Consider the following 23,990-nt stretch of genomic DNA (forward strand, 5'->3'; position numbering starts at 1 on the left):
GGCGCATTCTCGGCGCGCGGTCGTCATTTCTGAAGCATTTCTCATGAAATTCACTGTTCATAAGAAGTGCTAATGAACGGCCATAAGTGGCAACTGGCCCGCTTTACCCCTGTGAATGAAGGTAACGAAATTCAACAGGCAGCCGAAACTGCTAACACCTGACCGCCACGGAGGCCCCGATGTCGAACGCCGCTCAACCCAGCCTGTTGCGCCGACTGATGGGCGCGCGCGCGGTCGCGCTGCCCGAGGCCGATCCTGCGGACATGGGAACGGCCATAGGCCTGGATTTCTGTCTGGACGAGCCGCCCGTCGATGCCGCGACCGGAGCACTGGCGCAGGTCAGGCCCGGCTCAGCGCCGGCCGGCTGGTTGCGCCGGCTGTCGACGGGATAGTCCGAGGGACGTCAGCCTCCCGGCTGACGCCTTGATCGGGCCATTCGCGCTCAGCGAACCAGCAGCACCGGCGTGCTGCAGTGGGCCATCACCTTGGTCGCCACCGAACCCATGACCAGGTTGCCCAGCGTCCCGTGGCCGTGCGAGCCCATCACGAGCAGGTCGAACTTGCCCTTGCTCGCGACCGCGGCGATGTTGTCGGCGGCATGGCCGACCTTGGCCACGAAGTTCGCCTTGAGCTTCTGCTTGGCGAAGAAGGTGCGGATGGGCTTGAAGACCTTCTCGGCCTCGTCCTCGTAGTAGGAAGTCAGCACCGCCTTGTCCAGCGCCGCTGCCGCCCGCGGAGGCACCGCCATGACCGAATGAACCACCGTGTAGTCGTGGTGCTCGCCCAGCCATTCATCGTGAGCGGCGAGGTAGGCCAGCATGCGCTTGGTGTAGGAGCTTCCGTCCACGGCGACCAGGATCTTCATCGCATATCTCCTCGGTTGTTTCGATTCGAATCCAGTTTCGCACGGCACGATGGTGCGGCCTTGCCTTGCGTCAAGCGCTGCCCGGCACCTCGATCACCAGGGACGGGCGGAAGTCCTCCTGCTCGCCCTTGCTGGCATAGCCCAGCGGATTGGCCACCACCCGGCAGCGCTCGCCGTGGCCCGAGTGGTAGTCGCTCGCGCAATGGAGGTGGCCATGCAGCCACAGGTCGGCGTGGTCCAGAAGATCGTCCAGTGCATTGCAGAAGCCGGCGGTGCCCGGCGTCAGGCCGTAGCGTGGATCGGCACTGCGCAGGCTCGGGGCGTAGTGGGTCACCACCACGGTGGTTCCGCCAAAAGGCTCTGCGAGCGCGGCGCGCAGCCACTGCTGGCACTCCAGCGCGACCTCGCGCCATTGCTCGGCCAGCATCGGCTCGCCCTCGCGCGTGGCGGTGAAGCGGCGCAGGTAGAAGTTGGCCGCGCGATAGGCCTTCTCCAGCGCCTGCATCTGCTGCGTCATGGTGGACTGGCCCCGCGCCAGCGCCTCGAAATCCGTCCACAGCGTGGTGCCGATGAAGCGCACGCCATCGATCACCAGCACCTCGCGCTCGAGCCAGGTGATGCCCAGCCGTTCGCAAGTAGCGCGCAGCCGCGCGTGGGCCTCGTGGAACTCGAAGCCGTCGTACTCATGGTTGCCCGGCACATAGAGCACGCGCTGCCACGGCACGCCCGGCGCGCCGGGGGCGAATCGGGCGAGGCCGAACTCGTCGGCCTCGTTCAGGCGCGAGCCGGCCTGGTAGGAGCCGATGTCGCCGGCGAGCACCAGCGTGTCGGCTCTGGGCGCGGCGGGCAGCTGGAAACGGGGGTCACGCTCCAGATGGAGGTCGGAGGCCAGTTGAAGACGCATGGGGCCGATGATCGCCCAGATGACGTCGCCCGAGCATGCGGCGGCACCACAAGAGCAGGTCGTCGATGCAGGTGAACACCACCGGCACGAACAGCAGACTGAGCGCCGTCGAGGTGAGCAGGCCGCCGATCACCACGATGGCCATGGGCTGGCGGAAGCTCGGCTCCGCGCCCAGGCCCAGGGCGTTGGGCAGCATGCCGGCGCCCATCGCGATGGTGGTCATCACGATGGGCCGCGCGCGCTTGTGGCAGGCGTCCATCACCGCCTGCAAGCGGCTCATCCCGTGCTCGCGCCTGGCGACGATCGCGTACTCCACCAGCAGGATGGAGTTCTTGGTGACGATGCCCATCAGCATCAGCACGCCTATCACCACCGGCATAGAGAAGGGTTGCGACGTGACCCACAGCGCGGCGAAGGCGCCGCCGAGAGCCAGCGGCAGCGCGCACAGGATGGTGCCCGGCTGGAAAAAGTCATGGAACAGCAGCACCAGCACCGCGTAGATGCAGAAGACGCCTATCGCCATCGCGGTGCCGAAGCTCTGGAACAGCTCGCTCATGCGCTGCACCTCGCCCTGGTCCACGCGCCGCACGCCGGCGGGCAGGTTCTTCAGCGCCGGCAGCGCCATGGCTTCACGCTGGACTTCGCCCAGCGGCCGGCCGTTGAGTTCCACGCTCAAGGTGACGTTGCGAGAGCGGTCGAGGCGGTCGATCTGCGACGGGCCGCTGCCGATGGCGATGCCGGCCACCGAGGCCAGGTCCACGGTGCCGCTCGTGCCCTGCACGCGCAGTTGGCCGATCGCACTCAAGTCGTCGCGCACGGTGGGGTCCATCCGCACGCGGATCGCCACCTGGCGCTCGGGCAGGTTGAGCTTCGGCAGCGAGGTGGCGTAGTCGCCATAGGTCGCCAGCCTGACGGCATCCGACAGCGTCGCTGAAGTGACGCCCAGCGAGGCGGCGCGGGCGCTGTCCGGACGGACCTGGATCTCGGGCCGCTGCAGGGCGGCGCTGGAGGTGACGTTGCCTAGGCCCTTGAGCGTGCGCAGCTGGGCTTCGGCTTGCGCGGCGGCATTCGCCAGCGCCTGGGCGTCGTCACCCGCCAGCGTGATGCCCAGCGTGGTGCCGTTGCCGCCGTCGCCCACCGAGATGCGGGCGCCGGGCAGGGTGCGCAGCAGCTCGCGCATCCTGGCTTCGACCTGCGATTGGCCGAGATGGCGTTCTCCACGCGACAGCAGGTCGACGGTCAGCGTGGCGCTCGTCACGTCGGCCGTGCTGCTGGCCATCATGCCGCCGCCGCTGGTGGCCGTGCCGGCGGCGACGAACACGCTGCGCACCTCCGGCAAGGTGCGCAGCAGATCGGCCGCACGGCGGCTCGTCGCCACGGTCTGCTCCAGGGTGCTGCCCGGGGCCAGGCGGATCGTCACGCTGCTTTGCGCCTTGTCCTTGGCCGGCAGGAAGGCGGTGGGGATGAGGGGCAGCAGCGCCATGGCGAGCACCAGGAAGGCGACCGCTGCGCCGATCGCGGCCTTGCGGTGCCCGAGCAGGCGCTGCACCCAGCCGAGGTAGCGCGTCATGAGCGGCCCGTCGGCCGCCGCCGGGTGGCTGGACTTGGGCTTGAGGAGGTAGGCGGCCATCATCGGGGTCAGCAGCCGCGCCACCAGCAGCGAGGCCAGCACCGCCACCGAGGCGGTGACGCCGAACTGGCGAAAGAACAAGCCGGGGATGCCGCCCATGAAGGCCGTGGGCAGGAACACCGCCACCAGCGTGAAGGTGGTGGCGATCACCGCCAGGCCGATTTCGTCGGCTGCCTCCATCGCCGCCTGGAACGGCGTCTTGCCGATCAGCAGGTGGCGCTCGATGTTCTCGATCTCGACGATCGCATCGTCGACCAGCACGCCCACCACCAGCGAAAGCGAGAGCAGCGTGACGGTGTTGAGCGAATAGCCCGCGAGCGCCATGAAGCCGAAGGTCGGGATGATGGACAGGGGCAGCGCGGCGGCCGAGACCAGCGTCGCGCGCCAGTCGCGCAGGAACCACCACACCACCAGCACGGCCAGGATCGCGCCCTCGATCAACAGGTGCATCGAGCCTTCGTAGTTGTCCTCGATGGGCGCGACCGTGTTGCTGGCCTCGGAAATTTTCACCTGCGGATGAACTTGGGAGAAGCGCTGCAGCGCGGCACGCACGCCGTCGGTCACGCCCACGTCGGAGTAGCCGCGCGAACGCGTGACCTGGAAGCCGATCACCGGCTTGCCGTCACGCAGGGCCAGCGTGCTGCGCTCGGCGTGCGTGTCGGCGATGCGGGCGATCTGGTCGAGCCGGACGTAGCGCCCGTCGGCCAGGGGCACGGTGATGGCGCCGATCTCGGCCGCCGAGCCGACCGTCGCGATGGTGCGGGTGGATTGCTTCTGCCCGCCGATCTGGCCTTCGCCGCCGGAGCTTTCCTGCTGCACGGCCTTGAGCCGCGTGGAGACGTCCGAGGCGGTGACGCCCAGGCCGGCCATCAGGGTCGGGTCCAGGTCGACATGCACTTCGCGGTCCACGCCGCCCAGGCGGGCGACTTCGCCGACGCCCTTGACCGCGAGCAGCGCCTTGGTGACCTCGTTGTCGACGAACCAGGACAGGTCCTGCTCGTCCAGCGTGGAGGACTCGATGGTGTAGGTCACCAGCGCGCCGCCGGCGGTGGTGAGCTTGGACACCGTCGGCGAGGCCATGCTGGCCGGCAGGTCGGCTCGGGCGCTGTCGATCGCGTTGCGCAACTCGCTCAGCGCTGCTTCGGTGTCCTTGTCGATCTCGAAGCTGACGCTGATGCTGACCGCGCCGTCGGTGATGGTGGTGGTGACGTGGTCCAGCTTGCCGAGCGAGGCCAGCTTGTCCTCGATCTTGCGCGCGACCTCGGTCTCCAGCTGCGAAGGCGCCGCGCCCTCCAGCGAGGCGGCGATCCGGATCGTGGGCAGGTCCATGTCCGGAAAGTCCTGGATCTGCAGCTGGCGAAAGCCGATCAGGCCCAGCACCGTGAGCAGGATGAACACCAGCACCGCCGGCACCGGGTTGCGGATGGACCAGGAGGAGACGTTCATGACGCGCTCCCGACACTGGCGACCGTGACCCGTGCGCCATCGGACAGGAAGGCGCCGCCGCTCGCCACGACGCGCGCGCTGGCGTCCACGCCCGACAGCACCTCGATCCGGTCACCGTGGCGCCGGCCGGTGCTGACCGCACGGCTGGTCACCTGGCTGCCGCTGCCGACGAGGTAGACGTAGGCACGGCCGTCGCGCATGACGATGGCCGACTGCGGCAGCGTGAGGGCCGGCTGCGCGCCCAGCTCTATCGTGCCGTTGGCGAACATGCCGGCGCGAGCCGCTCCCGCGGGCAGGCTGACGTAGACGGTGGCGCGCCCGGTCGTCGCGGACAGCGTCGGTGCCACCAGCCGCACCTGGCCCGCCACCTGTTCGCCGCCGGGCAGCGTGAGCCGCGCGGACTGGCCGGTGTGCACGGTGGAGACCTGGCGCGCATCCAGCTCGGGCCGCCACTCGACCTTGCCTTGCCGCACCAGGCGGTACAGCTCGGTACCCGCGGCGACCACGTTGCCCAGCACGCCGGACTTCGACGAGACCACGCCGTCGTCCACCGCGACGATGCGCGTCTGCGAGAGCTTCAGGCGCGTGCTGTCCAGGTCGGCCCGGGCGGAATCGAGCGAGGCGCGCGAGGTGGCCTCGGCGATGCGGTACTCCTCCATCTTCTGGGCCGACAGGGCGCCGCTGCCGTCGACCATCCGGGCGCGCTGCAGGTTGGACATCGCCTGGTAGAGGTTGGCTTGCGCCTGGGCCACGGCGGCCTGCTGCTTGCGCAGGTCGGCCTGAAGGCTGTCGTCGGCCAGGCGGGCCAGCAACTGGCCCCGCTTGACGACCGCGCCCACGTCCACCAGCAACTCCGCGATGCGCAGGCCGCCGGTCTCGGGACTGACGATGATCTCCTGCCAGGGCGTGATGCTGCCGCTGGCCTGGACCGACTGCGGCCAGCTTTGCTGCTGCGGCACGATCACTTCGACGGTGAGCACGCTGGGCGCCGGGGCGGAGGCGTCGGTGTGGCCGGCGCCCGAGGCGCGCAGGCTCCAGGCCGCAGTGCCCAGGGCCAGCAGGACGGCGGCCGTGGCGGCGCCGATGCGGAGCTTGTTCATGATGAGGGTCGTCACAGGTTTCTCTTCGGAGGGATCGCCGGGGTATCGGCCTGCCAGCCGCCGCCCAGGGCCTTGTAGAGCGCGATCCAGTACTGGACGCGGTCGCGCTGCAGCGTGATGCGGGTGACCTCGGCCGAGAGGGCGGAGCGGCGCGCCTGCTCCAGCGTCAGCAGGCTTTCGCTGCCGGCGAGCCAGTTCGCCGCGACGGCGCGGAAGTAGTCGAGGTACTCGCGGGCCGCGCTGTCGGCCAGCTCGGCCCGGCGCGCGCTGCTGTCCAGGTTGACGAGGGCCTGTTCCACCTCTTTCACGACGGTGCGCACGCCCTGGCGATAGGACGCCAGCGCGCCGTCGTAGCCGGCCTGGGCGCCTTCCACGGCGGCCCGGCGCCGGCCGGCATCGAACAAGGGCAGCGAGAGGGATGGGCCGAACAACCAGCTGGTGGCGGGCGAAACGAGGCTGGTGGCAGAGACGGTGACCGAGCCGCCCAGCGACAGGCTCGGGTAGAGATCGGCCTGAGAGACGCCGATCTCCGCACTCGTTGCCGCCAGCTCGCGCTCCAGCGAAGCCAGGTCCGGACGCTGGCGCAGCACCTCGGTCGGCACGGCCTGCACCTCCAGCGCAGCCGGCTGCGGCACGCGGCCATGGCCGGCCCCCATCAACGAGCGCAGGGCCGGCTCCTCGGCGCCGGTCAGGTGGACCAGCGACTTCACCAGCAGCTCGCACTGCGCCTGCTGCTGCACGAGCGTGGCGCGTGCGCTGGCCAGGCTGGCGCGGGCGAGTGCGCCGTCCGAGGGCGCGGTGAAGCCGGCCTTCACTGAAGCGGCCGTGGCCTTCTCGGTGTCCGCATTGGAGGCCTGCTCGCGCTCGTAAGCGTCGGCCAGCAGTTCGCAGGCCCGGTACTGCACGTAGGTGTCGGCCACCTCTGCGGCCAGCGACACGCGGGCGTCGTGCCAGTCGGCCGTGCGGGCCTGCACGCGGGCCTGTGCGGCCTCGGTCTCGTGGTGCAGCTTGCCGAACAGGTCCAGCTCCCACGAGGCGTCCAGCCCGGCGCTTCGGCTGTTGCCGGTGGCGGTGCCCGTAGCCGTCTGCAGCTGGTTGCCGCGTGACACCGAGGCGCTGCCGTTCACGGCCGGCCAGGCGCTGGCGCCGGTGCTCTTCAGCGTGGCGCGCGCTTTCTGGATGCTGGCCCAGGCCGAGGCGAGGCTGGGGCTGCCGTCCTCGGCGAGCGCGACGAGGCGGGCGAGCACCGGATCGTCGAATTGCTGCCACCACTGCGCCAGCTGGCCGAGCTTGCCGGCGTGGGCCTGGTTCGTGGGCAGAGGTGCCTGCCAGGTTGCAGGGGCAGTGGGCTCGGGAGCCTTGTAGACGGGGCCGACGGCGCAGGCGGTGAGGGCCAGGGCGGCGGCCACCGCGAAGCAGGCGCGCAGCCTGGAGGAAGGGGATGAAGTGGAGCGTGCGTGCATGGCGTTTTGCGACTTGCATGCATGCTAGGAACGCCCCGCGTTGACCGCGGTTCAGGACGGTTAAGCAGGGTAAAACCGCGCCGGGAATACGCCCGGCGCGCCGGGGTTTGGCGTGATACTGCCGCCGCCATGACGAAGGTCCTTCTCGTCGACGACGACGTCGACCTCACCGCGATGCTTTCGCAGTACCTCGTGCGCGAAGGCTTCGAGGTGCAGTCGGTGCACGACGGCGAGGCCGGCGCGGCCGAGGCCACGCAGGGCGGCTACGCGATCGTGGTGCTCGACATCATGATGCCGCGCCTGTCCGGCATCGAGGCGCTGCGCCGCATCCGCGTGGCCAGCAGCGTGCCGGTGCTGATGCTTACCGCGCGCGGCGACAACATAGACCGCATCGTCGGCCTCGACATGGGCGCCGACGACTACGTGCCCAAGCCCTGCACGCCGGGCGAGCTGGTGGCGCGCATCCGCGCCATCCTTCGCCGCACCGAGGGCCGCGAGCCGGCGGGCGCCGCCAACGGTGTCTCACGCGTGCTGCAGGCCGGCGAGCTGATGCTCTGGCCCGGCAGCCGTCGCGCGATGTGGCGTGGCCGGCCGCTGGACCTGACGGGCACCGAGTTCAGCCTGCTCGAAGTGCTGGCCCGCCATGCGGGACAGCTGGTGAGCAAGCAGGACATTTCGCTGCAGGCCTACGGCCGCCCGCTGGCGCGCTTCGATCGCCGCATCGACGTGCACATCAGCAGCATCCGGCAGAAGCTCGGCCTGCGCAGCGATGGCCAGTCGTGGATCCAGAGCGTGCGCGGCCTGGGCTACCAGCTGCTGGACGACTGAGATGCTCCCGCGCCCCAGTCGCCTGTTCGGCAAGCTGCTGCTGGCCCTGTGGCTGAGCATGCTGCTGTCCATCCTGCTCACCGCGGCCTACCTGCACTTCATCGGCTTCAGGCCGCCGACGGGCGAAGACATGCCGACGGTCAGCGGCATTCCCGCGCCACCCCTGTTCATCGGCGGCCTGGCGTCGCTGATCACCAGCCTGGGGCTGGCCTGGTACCTCTCGCGACCGCTTCGCCACCTGCGCTGGGGCCTGCACCGCATGGCCGAAGGCCGTTTCGACACGCGGGTGCAGCCGCTGATCGGCCGCCGGCGCGACGAGATCGCCGACCTGGCCCACGACATCGACCGCATGGCCGCGCAGCTGCAGCAGCTCATCGACTCGCGCCGGCAGCTGCTGCACGACATCTCGCACGAGCTGCGCTCGCCGCTGACCCGCCTGCAGGCGGCCATCGGCCTGTTGCGGCAGGATCCTTCGCAGACGCAAGCGCTGCTGGATCGCATCGAGCGCGAGAGCGAGCGGCTCGATGCCCTGATCGAGGAGATGCTGACCCTGCACCGGCTGGCCGCTGCTTCGGGCCTGGCGCACGAGCGGGTCGACGTGATCGAGCTGCTGCAGGCCATCGCCGAAGACGCCGAGTTCGAGGCGCGGGCGACGGGCCGATCGGTCCGCATAGACGCCCCCGGCCGCTTCGTGGCGGAGGTCAACGGCGAACTGGTCTGCCGGGCCTTCGAGAACGTGGTTCGCAACGCGCTGAAGTTCAGCCCGCCGGGGACGGCCGTGGAGGTCGACGCCCGCGTCGGCGGCAATGGCTCCGAGCTCGTCACCACGGTGCGCGATCGCGGCCCCGGCGTGCCGCCCGAGATGCTTGAGGCCATCTTCGAGCCCTTCATCCGCGTGGAAGGCAGCGAAGCCACACGCGGCGTGGGCCTGGGCCTGGCGATCGCGCGGCGCGCGATGCTCGTTCACGGAGGTCAGATCAGCGCGGCCCTGCGACCCGGCGGTGGGCTGGAGGTGACGTTGAGGCTGAAGGCGGGGGTGAGGGAGGGTCAGGCGTCTTGACTGCGGTTCGCGACGCGTGCGGGCATCAGAGGCCTTCGGTCAGGAACGGAACGGCCTGGGCGAGCATGGCCTGCGGCGCTTCCTCGGGGATGTAATGGCCGCAGTCGAGCGCCTGGCCGCGCACGTCGGCGGCGACTTTCTGCCACTCGGCCAGCGGGTCGAAGCAGCGCTGCACGATGCCCTTGGCGCCCCACAGCACCTGCAGCGGCATGGCGAGCCTGCGGCCGGCGTCGCGGTCGGCCTGGTCGTGCTCGAGGTCGATGCCGGCGGCGGCGCGGTAGTCCTCGCACATCGCATGCGCGGCGCCGGGCTGTGACAGGCAACGGGTGTACTCCTCGAGGGCGCGAGCGTCGAACGGGCCCAGGCCCGCGTGGCGCGCCCCCATGAGTTCGCGGACGTAGGCGCCGGGGTCGGCCTCGATCAGGCGCTCGGGCAGCGGGGCGCGCTGGATGAGGAAGAACCAGTGCCAGTAGGCCCGGGCGAAGCCCTCGTTCGTCTGGCGGTACATCGCCAGCGTGGGCGCAATGTCCAGCAGCGTCAGCCGGCGCACCGCATCAGCGTGGTCGGCCGCGAGGCGGTGCGCCACGCGCGCGCCGCGGTCGTGCGCGAGCACCGCGAAGCGTTGGTGGCCCTGCGCCTGCATCACGCGCAGCATGTCGCGCGCCATGGTGCGCTTGCTGTAGTTCGAGTGGTCGGCGTGGCCGGCGGGCTTGGACGAATCGCCGTAGCCTCGCAAGTCGGCCAGCACGACGCTGAAGCGCTCGGCGAGACGCGCAGCCACGCGGTGCCAGATGACGTGCGTCTGCGGGTGGCCGTGCAGGACGAGCAACGGTGGGCCGTTGCCGCCGGTCAGTGCCTGGATCTCGACGCCCTCGTCAGTCGGGACGCGTCGGGCGCGAAAACCGGGAAAGAAGTCGCTCCTGCCGTCGGTGCTCATGGCGTCAGTCCTTGGTCGCTTCTGTGCGGAAGCCCGATCGTAGACCGAGGTCTACACTTGACCTCGGCGGCACACCCGTGCCGCCAGCGTTCTCAGGGCGGGGTGGAAGTCCCCACCGGCGGTGATGGCGGGGCAACCCGCACGAGCCCGCGAGCGCCTGTGCATCGCCTGGTGTGCAGGGTCAGCAGACCCGGTTTGATCCCGGGGCCGACGGTCACAGTCCGGATGAAAGAGAACTGCCGCGGCCGCACCGCTCGCACGTCGAGCGGTGCGCCGCGCGTTCACGCGCCCTGATTCTGGCCACCGTCTTTCCGAGGACACACCATGAATCAGTTCACTGCCTCCACCGCACCGGCCCCGCGCCGGACCCACCGCCTGGCGGCCATCAGCGCCGGCTGGCACCGCGAGATCGTGCTGCGCGCCCGCGATGCCTTCCTCGCCGAGCTGGCCCGCGAGGGCTGGCCGCCCGACCAGGTCGACAGCTTCGACGTGCCCGGCGTCTTCGAGATCCCCCTGCTTGCGCGCCGGCTCGCGCAGTCGGGCCGCTACGAGGCGGTCGTCGCCTTCGGCCTGATCGTCAACGGCGGCATCTACCGGCACGACTTCGTCTCGCGCTCGGTGATCGACGGCCTGATGCAGGCGCAGCTGGATAGCGGCGTGCCGGTGCTCTCGGCGGTGCTCACGCCGCACCACTTCCACGAGCATGACGAGCACCGCCGCTACTTCGGCGAGCACTTCGTGGTCAAGGGCACCGAGGCCGCACAGGCGGCGCTGCGGATCGTGGCGTTGCACCGCGATCTCGACACGCTGGAGCGGGTGGACGCCCTGGCGTGAGCCGCCGGCGCGAAGCGGCCGAGGCGCCGACCTGGCCGGCGACGTGGGGCGCTGTCGCCGCCTTCAGCCCTTGCGTCCCGCCGGATCCTGGGGCGGCAGCACAGGCACGCGGCGCTTGCGCACCCGCACGACCACCGGCGCGGCTGCCATGGCGGGCGTCTCGGTGACCGGCGGGGACGCATCGAGCTCGTTGGCCGAGCTTCGCGGCCGCGGGCGCGAGCCACCCGGCAGGACGCGAGCTGCGCGCAGCGCATGCTCGACCTTGGCGCTGTTCAGCGGGGTCCTCCAGTCGCCATTGATCTGCACGTAGCTGCCATCGGCCAGCCGGGCGAGGGCGCCGACCTGCGCCCCGCGGCTGACCGTGCCGAGGAGTTCCGTGTCCGGCTCGGCACTCGGCACGAAGGGCTGCCAGCCGCGGCCCAGGGTGATGCGAAGGCGGGCGGAGTTCGTGCTTTTCGCTCGTTGAGGCGAATTCATCGCGGATCGTGGCATGGCCGGAAGGTCAGATGGTGGTGGATTGGGTGCCGTCGTCCGATGAGGTCGGGCGGACGGCAGATGCCAGGATCGAAAGGCCTGATTTTCATCCCGCGGAGAGTGGGTGCTCCGAACAATCGCCGGAGCCGGGTGAAAGATGCCCTCAGGCCTCGCGCAGGCAATCCACGATCTTCAGGCGCGCGGCCCGCCAAGCGGGCACGAAGCCGCCGATGAGACCCATGAGCAGCGCGAACAGCAGGGTGTGCGCCGCGATCCCCGGCGTGAGCTTGAAGCGGAAGGCCAGCTCGGCGAAGGTCTGGAAGTTGGTGGTGGAGATGTCGACCGCCTGCATCAGGCTCGCGCCGGTCAGCCCGAGGATGCCACCCACGACGCTGAGCAGCAGGCTTTCACAGAGGAAGGCCAGCAGCACCGCGCTGCGCCGGAAGCCCAGGGCGCGCAGCGTGCCGATTTCGCCTGTGCGTTGGGCGACCGTGGCGAACATGGTGATCATGGCGCCCACGATGGCGCCTATCGAGAAGATGGCCGACAGCACCGTGCCCAGGATGCGGATGAACTTGGCGAGGCCCTCGCTCTGCTCCTCGTAGAACTGGATCTCGGGCTTGGCATCCACCTGCAGCCGCGGGTCGGCGGCGATCGCGTCCAGCGTGCGCTGCCGGCGCGCGCCATCGGCCAGGTGCAGGACCACCGTCGAGTACAGGCTGCGGCGGTAGGACTGCATCATCAGGTCGGCGTCGCCCCAGATCTCGGAGTCGAACGCCGTCTTCGCGGCATCGAAGGTGCCGACGATGGTCCAGTCGCGTCCGCCGAAGCGCAGCGTGTCGCCGAGGCGGCAACCCTCGAAGCCGGCGGTGACGGCGTGGCCGACGACGATCTCTGCCGTGCCCTGTCGGAACCAGCGACCTTCGGCCAGCTTCACCTGCGGCCGCAACGTGGGCCCGGCCGCGCCCATGCCGCGCATCGTCACGTTGCTCGGCTTGCCGGTGCCGAGCTTGGGCAGCGAGTTCAGCACCACCGTCTCCCGGGAGACCAGGCGCTCGCCGCTGCGCCCGGTGGCGATGCCGGGCAGCGACTCGAGGATGCTCGCCTGCACGCGGTCGACGCCGCTGTTGATCTCGGCGCCCGCGCCCTTGCGCAGCACGAGCAGGTTGTCCGGCTGGCCGGTGGCGACGAGCGTGGCGCGTATGCCTTCGCTCATCATCAGCACGGTGGCGAAGGTGTAGACGACCAGCGCCATTCCGGCCGCGGTGAGCAGCGTCGTGACCCGCCGCACCCACAGGTTGCGGGCGATGTAGCTGAAGGGCACGACGTTCAGCATGCGTCACCCGATATGACGAAGGCCCTGGACGATGTCGATGCGGCTCATGCGCCAGGCCGGCCAAGCCGCGGCCACCATCCCCACGATCGCCGCGGCGGCCACCTGCATCGCCACCGTGTGCGGGGCGATGCGGAAGACGGGCAGGAAGGAGCCCAGCGAGCCGGCAATGGCGCTGACCGCCGGGAAGGTGAGCGCCAGCCCGAGCGTGCCGCCGATCAGTGCGATCAGCAGGCTCTCGCCGAACAGCAGCCGCACCACGAAGCCGGGCGGGAAGCCGAGCGCCTTGAGCGTGGCGTACTCGGCCATGCGCTCGCGGGCCGTCATCGTCATGGTGTTGGCCATCACCACCATGATGATCACGATGATGATGTAGCTCACCGCCTCGATCGCGGCCAGGATGGCCTCGCTCATCGAGACGAAGCTCAGCTGGAAGGCGGCCTCGGTCTCCGTCAGCGTCTCGGCGGCGGAGTTTTTGAACAGGGCATCGACGCGCTGCGAGATCACCGCGGCGCCGTGCGGCTCGTCTATGCCCAGCACATAGACGCCGACGAAGTCCGCCCGGGCGCCGTACTTCCTGCGCAGGGTCTCGTTGATGTACTGCCAGTGGAAGAGCATCTGCGACTCGTCGGTCCTGGCCTCGGCGCCTTCCCAGATGCCGCGTAGGGTGAAGGTCCAGGTGCCGGAGTAGATGGTGCCGCGGATGGGGATCTGGTCGCCGATCTTCCAGCCGTAGGTGTTGGCCAGCTTGCGGCCCACGATGGCGCCCTGGCGGTCGCGCAGGAAGGCCTGCTTCTCGTCCTCCGTCAGCCGGTACTCGGGGTAGAGCTTGAGGTAGCTGGCCGGCTCCACTGCGAACTGCGGAAAGAAGTTGCGCTCGGTCTGGTAGACACCGCCGAACCAGTTGGCCCAGGAGATGGTCGTCACCCCGTCGACGGCCTTCAGGCGCTGGGCATGGCTCAGGGGCAGGGGGAAGGTCAGCGACACCGAACTGCGCGTGACGAGCCGGGTGCTGGAGCTGGCCGCGACGCCGGCATACCAGGCGTCCACCAGGGTGCGCAGCAGGCCGAAGGCGCAGACGGCCACGACGAGCCCGACGATGGTCAGGGCGGTCCGCAGGCGGTGCCGGAAGGCGTTGCGCAGCAGCAGCCGCAGCAGGAGCATGGCGGTGACCCTCGGGGGCCACGCCGCGCTCAGATCGAGGTGGGCAGGCGCGGCGTGAGCGGTGGTTCGATCTGGCCGGCGCCGGGGTCGGCAGCCGCGGCCGCATAGTAGCGGCCGAGCTCCGCCCAGTAGCCGGGCAGGGCATCACCGAGGCTGGCGGCGAGCTGGCGGTGTCGCCAGTCGGCTTCCGAGTGGCGCTGCTCGGCGCGGGCCAGGCGCGCCTGCAGTGCCTTGCCGACGGGATGCTCGTCGACCCAGCCGTTCAGGTCCTGGGTGAGCGTGTGGGCCGCGTCCGTATCGCCCGTCTCGGCCGCCAGCCAGGCCGCGTCCAGGCTGGCCAGCGCGCGCCACCAGCCCAGGGCGGCGCCCTCGCGGGCCTGCAGCAGCCGGGCCAGCGCTCCTGCGCGGTCACCGCGTGCCAGCGCCAGCTGGGCTTCGCAATGCAGGGTGGCCGTGCGCAGCTGCGCATCGCGCGCGAACCCGGCGCTGGCACGCATCTGCGCACAGGTGGCGGCGGCCTCGTCGAGGCGGCCGGCATGCACCTGGGCGCCGGCGAGCAGGGGGAGAACGAAGTGGTGGTCCAGCTCACGCCCCGAATGCTTGGTGTGCACGGCGGCGTCCTGCAGCCACAGCACGGCCTCGCTGTGCTGATCCCTGGCCATGGCGAGCTGGGCGCGGCCGACGAGGTGGTACATCGGGTTCTGCACCCGGTTGTCGGCGTGCGCCTCCTCGAGATCGCGCAGCACGCGCGCCAGGTGGTGGGGCTTGCGCAGCTGCCGGTACAGGCCGCACAGGCCCGAGGCGGCGACGACCGTGCTGATCCAGACGTTCATGCTGCGAGACAGCGACAGCGCCAGCTCGCCATGCTCCTCGGCCTCGCGGAACATGCCGAGCGCGCCGCTGGCTATCGAGAGATTGCACTCGGCGCGCGCCTGCCCCACCAGGATGCCGTGCCGGCGGTAAAGCTCCACCGCCTCGCTCGCGTGCGCCCAGGCCTTGCGCATGTCGCCGGTCTCGGCCTTGAGCACCAGCAGGGTCTGCAGCATGCGGATGCGGTCGAACACGTTGCCGGTCTGCGCGCACAGCGCGTCTGCCCGCTCGAGCATGGCCTCGGCGGTCGGCCAGTCGAGCTGGCTCAGCGCCAGCTCCGCCCGCAGCAGGCACAGGTTGAGGTGGTAGGCGGGCGACTGGATGCCCTCGGCGGCCTGCAGCACTTCGTCGATCTGCAGGCGGGCCTGGTCGTTCAGCCGGCGCTTGAGATAGGCCTGCGCCAGCTCGAGCCGGACCTCGGCCTCCTGGGCGCGGTTGCCCGTGGCACGGGCGGCGAGCACGAGCGCCGGACCGGCCTCGAAGGCCTGGCTGTCGTCCAGCGCCACCAGGACGCGCAGCCTCTCCACCCGGGCCAGCGCGTGGGCCGGCTCCATCTGCAGCACCGCATCGAGCAGGTTCAGCGCGACGTGCCACTTGTTCTCCGCCGCCGCCTGCATCGCGCGGCCCAGCGTCCAGTTGGCGACCGCGCTGGTGCCCTCCAGCGCATCGAGTGGCGCCGTGGGTCCGGCCTTCAGCGCGGCCTCCAGCCGGGCGGCCAGCGCCTGGCCCAGCTGGGGCAGGTCCGGGCCGGCGAGGTGCTGCTGATTGGTCCCGGTGGCCCCCGCCAGCGTCGCTTCGAGCTGGTAGGCGCCTTCGATGCCGGTGACCACCACCTGCACCACGTGCGTGGTGCCCAGCAGCCGGCCCAGGGCCTCGACGCGCTGGGCCAGCGTGGCCTCGGCGGGCACGGTGCGCAGCGCCGCGAGCACCGACGGGATGGTGGCCACCTCGAGGCGCCTGTGGGTGGCGAGGGCCTTTTGCACCAGCGACAGCAGGCCCAGTTCCACCCAATCGAGGTCCGGCTGGCCGGTCCGGTTCTCGAACGGCAGCAGCGCGATCGTCGGGTTTTCCGCCGCCGCAACAGCCGCCGCGGCCGGCGCGGCGCCCTCGACCTGGCCGACGAAGCGGTAGCCGACCCGGTGGGCGGTGCCTATCAGGGGCGCATCGGCGTCCTTGTCCTCGATGAGCTTGCGCAGCTTGAGCACGGCGCTGGCGATGACGCCGGGCGTCACGTCCTCGCCGGACCAGACCTCGTTGAGGAGTTCGTCCTTGGAAACGACGCGGTGGCGCTGGCGCAGCAGGTAGACCAGCAGATCGAACGGCCGCCGTTCGATCGGCCGCAACTCCTCGTCGACATGGAGCTCGCGCGAGGCGACCCGCAGTTCACAGCGGCCGAAGCGGAAGGTTTCTTGGCTCATCGACAAGGCGTCATGGGAATGCCGCGATTGTCCATGCGCCGCCCGCCGAATGCCGCGCCTGCCCTGGCAGCTTTGGCAAGGGCAATCCCTGAAAGGCGGGCAGATGCCTCAAGCCGGTGCGGCCTGGCCACTTTGCTGCAGGCGCCCGCGGCGCCTGCCGGGCGCCGGCCGGGCCGCGGGGAGGTTTCAGGAATCGGCCACGGCCTCCACCTGGATGCGCAGCAGCACGTTCATGTCGAAGCCGTAGTCCTTGCCCGCGTCCAGGCCGAATTCGTCGCGCCGGAAGCTGCCGACCGCATCGGCGCCGCAGACTTCGCGCTTGAGCATCGGATGGGGCATGCACTTGAAGGCGGCGATCTTCAGCGTCAAGGGCCGGGTCACGCCGTGCAGCGAGAGTTCGCCCACGGCCTGGCTCGGCCGGCCGTCGACGAAGGCCTGCAGCCGGCCCTGGAAGCGGGCCTGGGGGTGCTGGCTCACGTCGAAGAATTCCTTTCCCACGGCCCAGCGATCGAGGGCTGCCTGGCCGAAGGCGATGCTGGCCAGCTCCACGCTGACGTCCACCGTGCCGCTGCCGGCGGCCTTGTCGAGCGTCACCGTGCCGGCGCTGCGGTTCATCTTGCCGCGCCAGACCGACAGGCCGCCTAGGTGGTCCGCCTCGAAGCTGGGGTAGGTGTGGTCGGGGTCGATCCTGTAGCTCACCGGCGCGGCGCTGGCCGGATCGGCGGCGACGAGGGTGACTGACGAGAGCAGGGCGGTGGCGAGCACGGTGAAGACCGTGCCGAGGCGGGGCGTGGCGTGCATGGCGGGGCTCCTTGGGTGGATGGCGTTCATGTCCGGACGACGAAGAAGCCTCCCCGGAATCGACAGGCCGGCTTTCAGCCCCGCGCGAGCACCTGCGCGAACAGTCCCTGGGCCAGGGCGATCGACGGGCTGTCGCCGTCGCCGTGGCCCACGCCCGGCATCAGCTCGAAGGCCGGGCGGGCGCCGATCGCCCGCAGCGAGCGCTCCAGGGCCTGCAGGCGCGCGATGCGATGGGCGCCACGCCTGTCCTCGTCAGTTGGCCAGAAGCGGCTGGGCGGCTGCTGTTTCAGGCCGCGGATGTCCGTGTCGTCGCTGCCGACCACCAGCTGGACAGGAACCGCGCGAAGGGCGACGAGGTCTGGCGATTGCCCGAAGCGTTCGCGCAGGTCGCCGACACCGCCCCACCACGCCTGCTCGTCGTCCAGCAGGGTCACTGCGCCCGGGGCGCCGACGGCGGCCGCGCGCACGCGCTCGGGGTGCAGCATCAGGTAGCGATGGACGAACTGGCCGCCGCCCGAGTAGCCGTGCAGGAAGAAGCGGTCGGTTTCGCAGCCCGTGGCCTCGCCGACCTCTCGCACCATCGCATGCAGCACCTCGTCGTAGCGCAGGCCCTTCTCGGCCAGCAGCTTGTAGCCGTCCGGGTTGTCGTCGCCGAACAGGCCGGGCGGGAACAGGGGTGCCAGCACGACCAGGCCATGTCGCTGGCCGAAGTCACGGAAGGCCGCGAGGTTGCGGTCGTACCAGCGCACGCTGTTGTGCACCGTGACCACCAGGCCGGCAGGCGAAGCGCCGGCGGGCGGGTCGGCCACGGCCAGCGCGTAGCCGAAGCGCCGGTCGAAGCGGGCGGTGACGAAGGCGGCCTTCAATGCGGGGGGACCGACGCCTCCGCGCCACCAGCCTGTTTCAAGGCCTCGGGAGCGGGGTGCTCGTGCAGGCGGGTGTTGAGATCGTCGATGACCATTGCCCAGTCGCTGTCGTCCTTGAGCTTTTCCTTCAGGAAGGCGCGCTGGGCGTCCGACCAGAAGTCGGCCTCGGGCAGATGGGCTTCGCAAGGCAGCGGGCGATGCGACTGCACGAACGAGTCGATGGAGGCTTCGTCGTCCGGCAGGCCGAGCTGAGCGAACAACTCCTGCATGCTGTGGTGGGCTGCGGTGTCCATGGCGGCCTCAGGCGTCCAGCAGGTCGGAAAGCTCGTCGGCGTGCTCCTCCTCCTGCGCCAGCACCCCTTCGAGCAGGCGGCGGGTGGTCGGGTCCTTGTCGCCGATGAGGTTGATCATCTGGCGGTAGGCCTCCACCGCGATGCGCTCGGCCACCAGGTTGGCCCGCACCATGGCCTGGAGGTCGCGCGACTCGTCGTAATCGGCATGGCTTCGCCGCGCCAGGCTGTCGGGCGCGAAGTCCGGTTCGCCGCCGAGCTGCACGATGCGCTCGGCGATCAGGTCGGCATGCGCTTCTTCCTCGTGCGCATGCTCCAGGAATTCCTCGGCTACGCGCGGCGAAGACATGCCGCGGGCGGTGAAGTGGTGGCGCTTGTAGCGCAGGATGCAGACCAGCTCGGTGGCCAGGGCGTCGTTGAGCAGCTGGATGATGCTGTCGCGCCAGGGGCCGAAGCTGGGGGTGACCGCACCTTCGTCGATGTGCTCGCGCGCAGCCCGCAGGGCGGCCATGTCGAGTTGCAGGGACTGTCCATCGGCCCGCGCGGGGCTGCTCGTCTGTAGCATGGGGGGCTCCTTGGGTGGAATGGGCGGGGTGCGCGGCGGGCAACGCCGCCGGGCACCGTGCGTTTGACCTGAGGGGCAGGCTTCGTGCCCGCCAGCGGTCAAGGCGGCTTCACACGCAGGGCGATGTCGTGGCCGGCGTCGTCGACCAGCACGCCCTTTTCCAGGTGGATCACGCGGCGCGCCTTGGCAGCGGCCTTGGGGTCGTGGGTGACCATGACGATGGTCTTGCCGAGCTCCCGCACGAGACGGTCCATCAGCGCGAGCACCTCTTCGCCGGTGTGCCGGTCCAGGTCGCCGGTGGGCTCGTCGGCCACGATGAGGCGCGGGTCGGTCACCAGGGCCCGGGCGATGGCCACCCGCTGCTGCTGGCCGCCAGAGAGCTCGCTGGGCCGGTGGTCCGCCCGGTCGCCCAGGCCCACCAGCGACAGCAAGGCCTCGACCCGCGCGGCCCGCTCGCGCGAGGACAGGCCGGTGAGCAGCAAGGGCAGCTCGACGTTCTCGAAGGCCGTGAGCACCGGCAGCAGGTTGTAGAACTGAAAGATGAAGCCGACGTTCGCTGCCCGCCAGTCGGCCAGCTCGCCCTCGCCGAGGGTGGCGATGTCGACGCCGTCGATCTCGATCGTGCCATGGGTGGGATGGTCGATGCCGGCGATCAGGTTGAGCAGCGTGCTCTTGCCCGATCCGGAAGGGCCCATCAGCGCCACGAACTCGCCGGGCTGGACGTCGAGGTGGATGTCGAGCAGCACCGGGATGTCCTGCCCGCCACGGCGGTAGGCCTTGCTCAGGGAGCGGATGCGGATCAGTGGAGTCGAGTGGGTCACTGGCTCACTTGGCACTCACCGCGACCGCACGCCCGGCCTGCAGTTTGGGATCGGGGTCGACCACGATGCGGTCGCCGCGCTGCAGCGTGCCGGATGCGACCTCGACCACGTCGCCCAGCGTGCGGCCCGGCGTGACGGGCACGGCCTGCAGCTTGTCGTCGGCGTCTATCCGAAACACCAGCTTGCGTCCCTCACGCTCGGTGATGGTCCTGGCGCTGACGGCGAGCACGGCCTTCTGGTCGGCATCGGTCGCCGCCTGCGACAGGAAGCTGACCTTGGCGCTCATCTCCGGCAGCACCCGCGGGTCGAGCTTCTCGAAGCGCACCTTGGTCATCACCGTGGCCTTGGCACGGTCGACGGTCGGCACGATGCGCGAGACGCTGCCGCGAAAGCGCACGTCGGGCAGCGCATCGAGCGTGATCTCCACCGGCTGGTCGGCCCGAACCTTGCCGACGCTGGATTCGGACACGTCGGCCTCGACCTCCAGCGTGGACAGGTCGGCCATGGTGACCACTGCGCCAGAGGTGCCGACCGCATTCGAGAACGGCGTGATGAGGTCGCCCACGTTGGCGTTCTTGACCAGCACCACGCCGTCGAAGGGCGCCCGGATCTCGGTCGAGTCGCGGTTGACCTGCGCCAGGCGCACTTGGGCTCGGGCCTGGCCGACGCCCGCGCGCGCCGTGGCCAGCGCCGCCTGGGCTGCCGCGGTGCCGGCGGCGGCGCTGCGGGCGCGGGTCTGCGCCGCGTCCACCGATTGCGGCGAGACGAAACCTTGTCCAGACAAGCCGAGGACACGGCGCAGTTCGTCGTCGGCGTTGGCCTGCTGCGATTGCGCGAGCTTCAGGTTGGCCTCGGCCTGCTGGAGGGCAGCCTCGCTTTGCCGCAGGCCGGCTTCGCTGACGCCCAGGCTCGCGCTCACGTCGGCGGCGTCGAGCCGGGCCAGCAGCTCGCCCTTGCGCACCAGGCTGCCTTCGCGCACGTTGAGCTCGACGAGCCGGCCGGTGGCCTTGGACGAGACCGCGGCGCGGCGCTGCGCCACCACATAGCCCGAGGCCGCCAGCTGGGTGTATTGCTGCGAGGGGTAGGCCGTCTGCACGCTGGCGGCCTGGACCTCGGTCTTTCGCGGCACGAACGTGGCGGCGGCCGCAGCGATCACGAGGAGCACTGCGGCGACCCAGGGCCAACGCCGGCGCCGCCGGCCGCGGCCGGCGCGCTGGTCCGGGGCCAGGCCCGCCAGGGCCGGGGCGATCGGGTGAGGGTCCGGGGTGCTGCTCGTCGTGTCCGCCATGGCCATGAACGCTCCGCACCCCTGCGGTGCTCCGCGGCAAGGTGCGCAGCATGCCACGGGAGCCTCTTGGCCGCCCGCCCGTCTTGCCAGGCGGGCCGATGCTTGGCATCGTCGTGCCATGCCCACCGACGATCTCCGTTTCACCGTCCGGCCGATGACGCCTTCGCTGCAGGCGGCGTGGCTGGAGTTCTTCGACCACGTCGCGTTTGCCGACAACCCGCGCTGGTCCACCTGCTACTGCCAATTCCCGACAGCGGACCACGAAGCCATCGACTGGAAGACACGGCGTGGCGACGAGAACCGGGCCGGCGCCTGCGATCGCATCGCCTGCGGACGGCAGCAAGGCGTGGTGGCGGTCGACGATGCCGGCAGGGTCGTCGGCTGGTGCAACGCCGGCCCTCGCGCGGCCGTCACCGTGTGGGACGAAGAGCCCGCGAACGACGGACCTGCAGCCGAGCGCCTCGGGGCGATCACCTGCTTCGTCGTGGCCCCGGCCTGGCGCCAGCGCGGGGTCTCGCAAGCCCTGCTGCGCGGCGCCTGCGAGATGCTGGCGGCCCAGGGCTTCGATGCGGTGCAGGCCTGGGCGAAGCCCGGCGAAACCTCGCCCAAGGCCAACCACGCCGGCTCGCACACCCTGTATCAGCGCGCCGGATTCACCACGTGGCGCGAGGACGTCGATGGCGGCGTGCTGCTGCGCAAACCGTTGAACTGAGCCGCCCGCCATGAGATTTCGTTCCGTGAGATTGCCAACCGGCGTCCCTGGCCGCCTGTGGCTGGCCTCCATGCCCGGCCGATGGGAGCCCTGGCAGGACTTCGTCGAAGAGGCCCGGCGTGCCGACCTCGGGCTGATCGTCTGCCTGACCGAAGCCGAAGAGATCGCCTCCGGCTCGCCCCGCTACCGCGCCGCCATCGACCAGGGCGAGCTGCCAGGCCGCTGGCTGCACGTGCCGGTGCGCAATTTCGGCGTGCCGGAGGATGCGGCCGACTTCCGCGCCGTGGTGGACTCGGTGGCCGGGGCGCTGGGCGCCGGAGAGTCGGTGCTGCTGCATTGCGCTGCCGGCCAGGGCCGCACCGGCACCACGGCCGCGTGCGTGCTCAAGCGTCTCGGCTTGCCGGCGGGCGACGCACTGCACCGCGTGCGCGAGGCGGGCTCCAACCCCCAGGGGGCGCTGCAATCGGGCCTGGTCGACTGGTTCTAGTCGATGGCGGGAGGCGAGTGATAGCGATCACTACAATTCCTCCACTTTCCTGAAGCGAACCGCTCCTCATGTCCAAAGCTGCCGGCGCCGCAGCGCCCCGCGCAATGCCCAGACCCGCCTCCGAAGAGGGGCCCGACCTGCGGCCCAAGGCCTTGCCCCGGCAAGGTCGGGCGCTGGAGACCTACGAGCGCATCCTCAGCGTCGCCGCCGACCTGCTCGGCGAGGTCGGGATCGAGCGCCTGTCCACCAACCTCATCTGCGAACGTGCCGGGCTCACCCCGCCCGCGCTTTACCGCTACTTCCCGAACAAGTACGCCGTGCTGCACGCCCTGGGCGAGCGCCTGATGGCCGTGCAGAACGGGCTGCTGCGGGCCTGGGCCACGCCTGCGACCATGGCCCTGCCACGACCTCGCTTCGAGGCCACCGTGGTCGCGCTATTCGGCCAGACGCTGGACATGACGGTGGCCCAGCCGGCGGGCGTGTGGATCACCCGCGCCTTGCGCGCGGTGCCGGCGCTGCAGGAGGTGAGGATCGCCTCCCATCGCCATGTGACCGGCCTCATCGAGGCGGCTTTCATGGCAGCCCATCCGCAGGCCCATCGGCCCGACGTGATGGTGTTCGCCCGCCTGGCGATCGAGGCGGCCTACGCCGCGCAGGAAATGCTGTTCGACGACCCGGCGCTGGATTCGACTGCCGTGGGCCGCATGCTCGCCTCGATGGTGGGGGCCGAGGCCGTCAAGCTGCGCAAGCCCGTGGAGGACTGAGCTTCAGGCCGCGGCAGAGCGAAAGCCCTGGAAACCTTCGTTGCGGTCGGCTGCCTGCGGGCGCTGGCCGGGCGTTTCGCGCTGGCGCGGCGAGGTCGCGAAACTGGCGCCGACGAGCAGCGGCGCGCCGTCCTCGTCCAGCGCCCATTCCCAGACCTGGCCCCAGGCGAAGTCCGGCCGGGCGGCCTGCGCGGCGCGCCACTCGGCCTCGGTCGGAAGCCGCCTGCCGGCCCAGCGGCACCAGGCATCGGCTTCGTGGAAGCTCAGGTGCATGGCGGGTTCATTCAAGTCCAGCGGGATCCAGCGGCCGAAGCGGGCGTGGCGCAGCGGTTCGCCCTCGGGCTCGGCGGCTGCCAGGTGGCGCGGGCGCGTGAGGCTCTGGCGGCGCCGCCACTCCCAGCCCTCGGTGCTCCAGTGATCACGCTGCTCGTAGCCGCCGGCTTCGACAAAGGGCAGGAAGCGCGACCAGGTCAGCGGGGCGGTGTCGAGGCCCGCTTCGCTGCGGCCATCGCCGGCAGGGGCCGGAACATCGGCGAACTCGGCGAGGTCCAGGCCCAGCGTCTGGGCCAGGACCAGCCAGTCCTCGTGCAATTGCTCTTCGGCGTCCAGCGCGCGCACGAAAAGCGCCAGCGCTGGGGGGCGGCGGGCGGCGGCCGGCAGCAGGGCCAGCGAATGCTCGCGCGTCCGGCGGGCGTAGTCGGCCGTGGCGCGCGCGGACGGCAACGGCTGGTGCCAGCGTGCGGAATGACTGACGCGCCGGTCGTCGTACCAGGCATCGGCGTGGGGCAGCCAGGGGGAGGCGGCGCGGGCCGTCGAGACGTTGCGTCCATCGCCGGCCATCAGGCCAGGGTTGCGGCCTATCCAGAACGACTCGGCCCAGGCCAGGTGGCCCAGGTCCCACAGCGGCGGGCTCAGCTCGGGCAGGTATCGCGGCAGCGCGGTGGGACCGCCCAGGGCGGCTTGCAGGCGGTCGAACATGGCGAGGGTTCGTTCGCGGGCCGCGCCCAGCGAGTCGGACAGCCGGGCGGCCGTCGTGGGGGATTCGAGGTCGGTCGTCATGGCAGCAGGCG

24 protein-coding genes and 1 riboswitch are annotated in these 23,990 nt (G+C 70.7%); of the genes, 7 read left to right on the forward strand and 17 right to left on the reverse strand.

Annotated elements, in window-relative coordinates; all coding sequences use genetic code 11:
- The first annotated feature begins 179 nt into the window (after positions 1–179).
- Complete coding sequence (locus ACS5PM_RS29195; RefSeq protein WP_439391493.1) at positions 180–392, forward strand: hypothetical protein; 213 nt, start codon at positions 180–182, stop codon at positions 390–392.
- Positions 393–442: 50 nt separating this feature from the next.
- Here the strand turns inward: ACS5PM_RS29195 and ACS5PM_RS29200 are convergent, their stop codons facing one another.
- The 5 genes from ACS5PM_RS29200 to ACS5PM_RS29220 form a co-directional block, all read right to left on the reverse strand.
- The gene (locus tag ACS5PM_RS29200) at positions 443–865 is read right to left on the reverse strand and encodes a universal stress protein (RefSeq protein ID WP_439391494.1); all 423 of its coding nucleotides are present in this window, start codon (positions 863–865) and stop codon (positions 443–445) included.
- A gap of 70 nt (positions 866–935) precedes the next feature.
- Positions 936–1,769 (reverse strand): metallophosphoesterase, encoded by an 834-nt coding sequence (locus ACS5PM_RS29205; RefSeq protein ID WP_439391496.1) that lies wholly within the window; start codon positions 1,767–1,769, stop codon positions 936–938.
- Complete coding sequence (locus tag ACS5PM_RS29210; RefSeq protein WP_439391497.1) at positions 1,729–4,845, reverse strand: efflux RND transporter permease subunit; 3,117 nt, start codon at positions 4,843–4,845, stop codon at positions 1,729–1,731. Before ACS5PM_RS29210 ends, ACS5PM_RS29205 begins: the two co-directional genes overlap by 41 nt.
- Positions 4,842–5,945 carry an efflux RND transporter periplasmic adaptor subunit gene (locus ACS5PM_RS29215; RefSeq protein WP_439391498.1) on the reverse strand — a complete coding sequence of 368 codons (1,104 nt, stop codon included), beginning with the start codon at positions 5,943–5,945 and terminating at the stop codon, positions 4,842–4,844. The genes ACS5PM_RS29210 and ACS5PM_RS29215 overlap by 4 nt, the downstream gene beginning before the upstream one ends.
- 11 nt (positions 5,946–5,956) lie before the next feature.
- Positions 5,957–7,408 carry an efflux transporter outer membrane subunit gene (locus ACS5PM_RS29220; protein ID WP_439391499.1) on the reverse strand — a complete coding sequence of 484 codons (1,452 nt, stop codon included), beginning with the start codon at positions 7,406–7,408 and terminating at the stop codon, positions 5,957–5,959.
- A 129-nt stretch (positions 7,409–7,537) separates the two neighbouring features.
- Here ACS5PM_RS29220 and ACS5PM_RS29225 point away from each other — a divergent pair, with 129 nt between their 5' ends.
- A complete protein-coding gene (locus tag ACS5PM_RS29225) occupies positions 7,538–8,236 on the forward strand; it encodes a response regulator (protein ID WP_439391500.1) in 699 nt (232 codons plus the stop codon).
- Position 8,237: 1 nt separating this feature from the next.
- Positions 8,238–9,296, forward strand: a complete 1,059-nt coding sequence (locus ACS5PM_RS29230) for a HAMP domain-containing sensor histidine kinase (RefSeq protein ID WP_439391501.1) — start codon at positions 8,238–8,240, stop codon at positions 9,294–9,296.
- Between the two features lie 25 nt (positions 9,297–9,321).
- On the opposite strand, the gene ACS5PM_RS29235 is transcribed toward ACS5PM_RS29230, so the two are convergent.
- Positions 9,322–10,233 (reverse strand): alpha/beta fold hydrolase, encoded by a 912-nt coding sequence (locus ACS5PM_RS29235; protein ID WP_439391502.1) that lies wholly within the window; start codon positions 10,231–10,233, stop codon positions 9,322–9,324.
- An 84-nt stretch (positions 10,234–10,317) separates the two neighbouring features.
- Positions 10,318–10,474, forward strand: a riboswitch (FMN riboswitch).
- Positions 10,475–10,557: 83 nt separating this feature from the next.
- On the opposite strand from ACS5PM_RS29235, the gene ACS5PM_RS29240 reads away from it, so the two are divergent.
- Positions 10,558–11,067: a 6,7-dimethyl-8-ribityllumazine synthase gene (locus tag ACS5PM_RS29240; RefSeq protein WP_439391503.1), complete on the forward strand. Its 510-nt coding sequence runs from the start codon at positions 10,558–10,560 to the stop codon at positions 11,065–11,067.
- A 63-nt stretch (positions 11,068–11,130) separates the two neighbouring features.
- Here ACS5PM_RS29240 and ACS5PM_RS29245 read toward each other — a convergent pair whose 3' ends face one another.
- From ACS5PM_RS29245 to ACS5PM_RS29290, 10 genes are all read right to left on the reverse strand, one after another.
- Entirely contained in the window at positions 11,131–11,544 is a 414-nt protein-coding gene (locus ACS5PM_RS29245) for a hypothetical protein (protein ID WP_439391504.1), read from the reverse strand.
- 160 nt (positions 11,545–11,704) lie between these two features.
- The gene (locus ACS5PM_RS29250; RefSeq protein WP_439391506.1) at positions 11,705–12,877 is read right to left on the reverse strand and encodes an ABC transporter permease; all 1,173 of its coding nucleotides are present in this window, start codon (positions 12,875–12,877) and stop codon (positions 11,705–11,707) included.
- A gap of 3 nt (positions 12,878–12,880) precedes the next feature.
- Complete coding sequence (locus tag ACS5PM_RS29255) at positions 12,881–14,038, reverse strand: ABC transporter permease (RefSeq protein WP_439391507.1); 1,158 nt, start codon at positions 14,036–14,038, stop codon at positions 12,881–12,883.
- Between the two features lie 29 nt (positions 14,039–14,067).
- The gene (locus tag ACS5PM_RS29260; RefSeq protein ID WP_439391509.1) at positions 14,068–16,326 is read right to left on the reverse strand and encodes a winged helix-turn-helix domain-containing protein; all 2,259 of its coding nucleotides are present in this window, start codon (positions 16,324–16,326) and stop codon (positions 14,068–14,070) included.
- A gap of 186 nt (positions 16,327–16,512) precedes the next feature.
- On the reverse strand, positions 16,513–17,091 hold the full coding sequence (locus ACS5PM_RS29265) for a YceI family protein (RefSeq protein WP_439391608.1): 579 nt from the start codon (positions 17,089–17,091) through the stop codon (positions 16,513–16,515).
- A gap of 110 nt (positions 17,092–17,201) precedes the next feature.
- The gene (locus ACS5PM_RS29270; RefSeq protein ID WP_439391510.1) at positions 17,202–17,993 is read right to left on the reverse strand and encodes an alpha/beta hydrolase family protein; all 792 of its coding nucleotides are present in this window, start codon (positions 17,991–17,993) and stop codon (positions 17,202–17,204) included.
- Entirely contained in the window at positions 17,990–18,286 is a 297-nt protein-coding gene (locus ACS5PM_RS29275; protein WP_439391512.1) for a DUF2789 domain-containing protein, read from the reverse strand. The genes ACS5PM_RS29270 and ACS5PM_RS29275 overlap by 4 nt, the downstream gene beginning before the upstream one ends.
- 7 nt (positions 18,287–18,293) lie before the next feature.
- Positions 18,294–18,848: a ferritin-like domain-containing protein gene (locus tag ACS5PM_RS29280; RefSeq protein ID WP_439391513.1), complete on the reverse strand. Its 555-nt coding sequence runs from the start codon at positions 18,846–18,848 to the stop codon at positions 18,294–18,296.
- A gap of 98 nt (positions 18,849–18,946) precedes the next feature.
- Positions 18,947–19,669, reverse strand: a complete 723-nt coding sequence (locus ACS5PM_RS29285; RefSeq protein WP_439391514.1) for an ABC transporter ATP-binding protein — start codon at positions 19,667–19,669, stop codon at positions 18,947–18,949.
- A gap of 4 nt (positions 19,670–19,673) precedes the next feature.
- Complete coding sequence (locus ACS5PM_RS29290; RefSeq protein WP_439391515.1) at positions 19,674–20,963, reverse strand: efflux RND transporter periplasmic adaptor subunit; 1,290 nt, start codon at positions 20,961–20,963, stop codon at positions 19,674–19,676.
- 112 nt (positions 20,964–21,075) lie between these two features.
- Between ACS5PM_RS29290 and ACS5PM_RS29295 the strand changes: the two genes are divergently transcribed.
- The 3 genes from ACS5PM_RS29295 (at position 21,076) to ACS5PM_RS29305 (ending at position 22,920) form a co-directional block, all read left to right on the forward strand.
- On the forward strand, positions 21,076–21,669 hold the full coding sequence (locus ACS5PM_RS29295; RefSeq protein WP_439391516.1) for a GNAT family N-acetyltransferase: 594 nt from the start codon (positions 21,076–21,078) through the stop codon (positions 21,667–21,669).
- A 25-nt stretch (positions 21,670–21,694) separates the two neighbouring features.
- Positions 21,695–22,156: a protein-tyrosine phosphatase family protein gene (locus ACS5PM_RS29300; protein WP_439391518.1), complete on the forward strand. Its 462-nt coding sequence runs from the start codon at positions 21,695–21,697 to the stop codon at positions 22,154–22,156.
- A 104-nt stretch (positions 22,157–22,260) separates the two neighbouring features.
- Positions 22,261–22,920, forward strand: a complete 660-nt coding sequence (locus ACS5PM_RS29305) for a TetR/AcrR family transcriptional regulator (protein WP_439391519.1) — start codon at positions 22,261–22,263, stop codon at positions 22,918–22,920.
- A 3-nt stretch (positions 22,921–22,923) separates the two neighbouring features.
- Here the strand turns inward: ACS5PM_RS29305 and ACS5PM_RS29310 are convergent, their stop codons facing one another.
- Positions 22,924–23,979, reverse strand: a complete 1,056-nt coding sequence (locus ACS5PM_RS29310; protein ID WP_439391520.1) for an SUMF1/EgtB/PvdO family nonheme iron enzyme — start codon at positions 23,977–23,979, stop codon at positions 22,924–22,926.
- Between the last annotated feature and the right edge of the window lie 11 nt (positions 23,980–23,990).

The sequence above is a fragment of the Ideonella flava genome (genome assembly GCF_051857595.1).
GTDB lineage: Bacteria > Pseudomonadota > Gammaproteobacteria > Burkholderiales > Burkholderiaceae_C > Ideonella.

Coding starts and splice junctions, on each gene's coding strand:
- ACS5PM_RS29195 (WP_439391493.1), top strand. CDS start 180: ATGTCGAACGCCGCTCAACCCAGCCTGTTGCGCCGACTGATGGGCGCG.
- ACS5PM_RS29200 (WP_439391494.1), bottom strand. CDS start 865: ATGAAGATCCTGGTCGCCGTGGACGGAAGCTCCTACACCAAGCGCATG.
- ACS5PM_RS29205 (WP_439391496.1), bottom strand. CDS start 1,769: ATGCGTCTTCAACTGGCCTCCGACCTCCATCTGGAGCGTGACCCCCGT.
- ACS5PM_RS29210 (WP_439391497.1), bottom strand. CDS start 4,845: ATGAACGTCTCCTCCTGGTCCATCCGCAACCCGGTGCCGGCGGTGCTG.
- ACS5PM_RS29215 (WP_439391498.1), bottom strand. CDS start 5,945: ATGAACAAGCTCCGCATCGGCGCCGCCACGGCCGCCGTCCTGCTGGCC.
- ACS5PM_RS29220 (WP_439391499.1), bottom strand. CDS start 7,408: ATGCACGCACGCTCCACTTCATCCCCTTCCTCCAGGCTGCGCGCCTGC.
- ACS5PM_RS29225 (WP_439391500.1), top strand. CDS start 7,538: ATGACGAAGGTCCTTCTCGTCGACGACGACGTCGACCTCACCGCGATG.
- ACS5PM_RS29230 (WP_439391501.1), top strand. CDS start 8,238: ATGCTCCCGCGCCCCAGTCGCCTGTTCGGCAAGCTGCTGCTGGCCCTG.
- ACS5PM_RS29235 (WP_439391502.1), bottom strand. CDS start 10,233: ATGAGCACCGACGGCAGGAGCGACTTCTTTCCCGGTTTTCGCGCCCGA.
- ACS5PM_RS29240 (WP_439391503.1), top strand. CDS start 10,558: ATGAATCAGTTCACTGCCTCCACCGCACCGGCCCCGCGCCGGACCCAC.
- ACS5PM_RS29245 (WP_439391504.1), bottom strand. CDS start 11,544: ATGAATTCGCCTCAACGAGCGAAAAGCACGAACTCCGCCCGCCTTCGC.
- ACS5PM_RS29250 (WP_439391506.1), bottom strand. CDS start 12,877: ATGCTGAACGTCGTGCCCTTCAGCTACATCGCCCGCAACCTGTGGGTG.
- ACS5PM_RS29255 (WP_439391507.1), bottom strand. CDS start 14,038: ATGCTCCTGCTGCGGCTGCTGCTGCGCAACGCCTTCCGGCACCGCCTG.
- ACS5PM_RS29260 (WP_439391509.1), bottom strand. CDS start 16,326: ATGAGCCAAGAAACCTTCCGCTTCGGCCGCTGTGAACTGCGGGTCGCC.
- ACS5PM_RS29275 (WP_439391512.1), bottom strand. CDS start 18,286: ATGGACACCGCAGCCCACCACAGCATGCAGGAGTTGTTCGCTCAGCTC.
- ACS5PM_RS29280 (WP_439391513.1), bottom strand. CDS start 18,848: ATGCTACAGACGAGCAGCCCCGCGCGGGCCGATGGACAGTCCCTGCAA.
- ACS5PM_RS29290 (WP_439391515.1), bottom strand. CDS start 20,963: ATGGCCATGGCGGACACGACGAGCAGCACCCCGGACCCTCACCCGATC.
- ACS5PM_RS29295 (WP_439391516.1), top strand. CDS start 21,076: ATGCCCACCGACGATCTCCGTTTCACCGTCCGGCCGATGACGCCTTCG.
- ACS5PM_RS29305 (WP_439391519.1), top strand. CDS start 22,261: ATGCCCAGACCCGCCTCCGAAGAGGGGCCCGACCTGCGGCCCAAGGCC.
- ACS5PM_RS29310 (WP_439391520.1), bottom strand. CDS start 23,979: ATGACGACCGACCTCGAATCCCCCACGACGGCCGCCCGGCTGTCCGAC.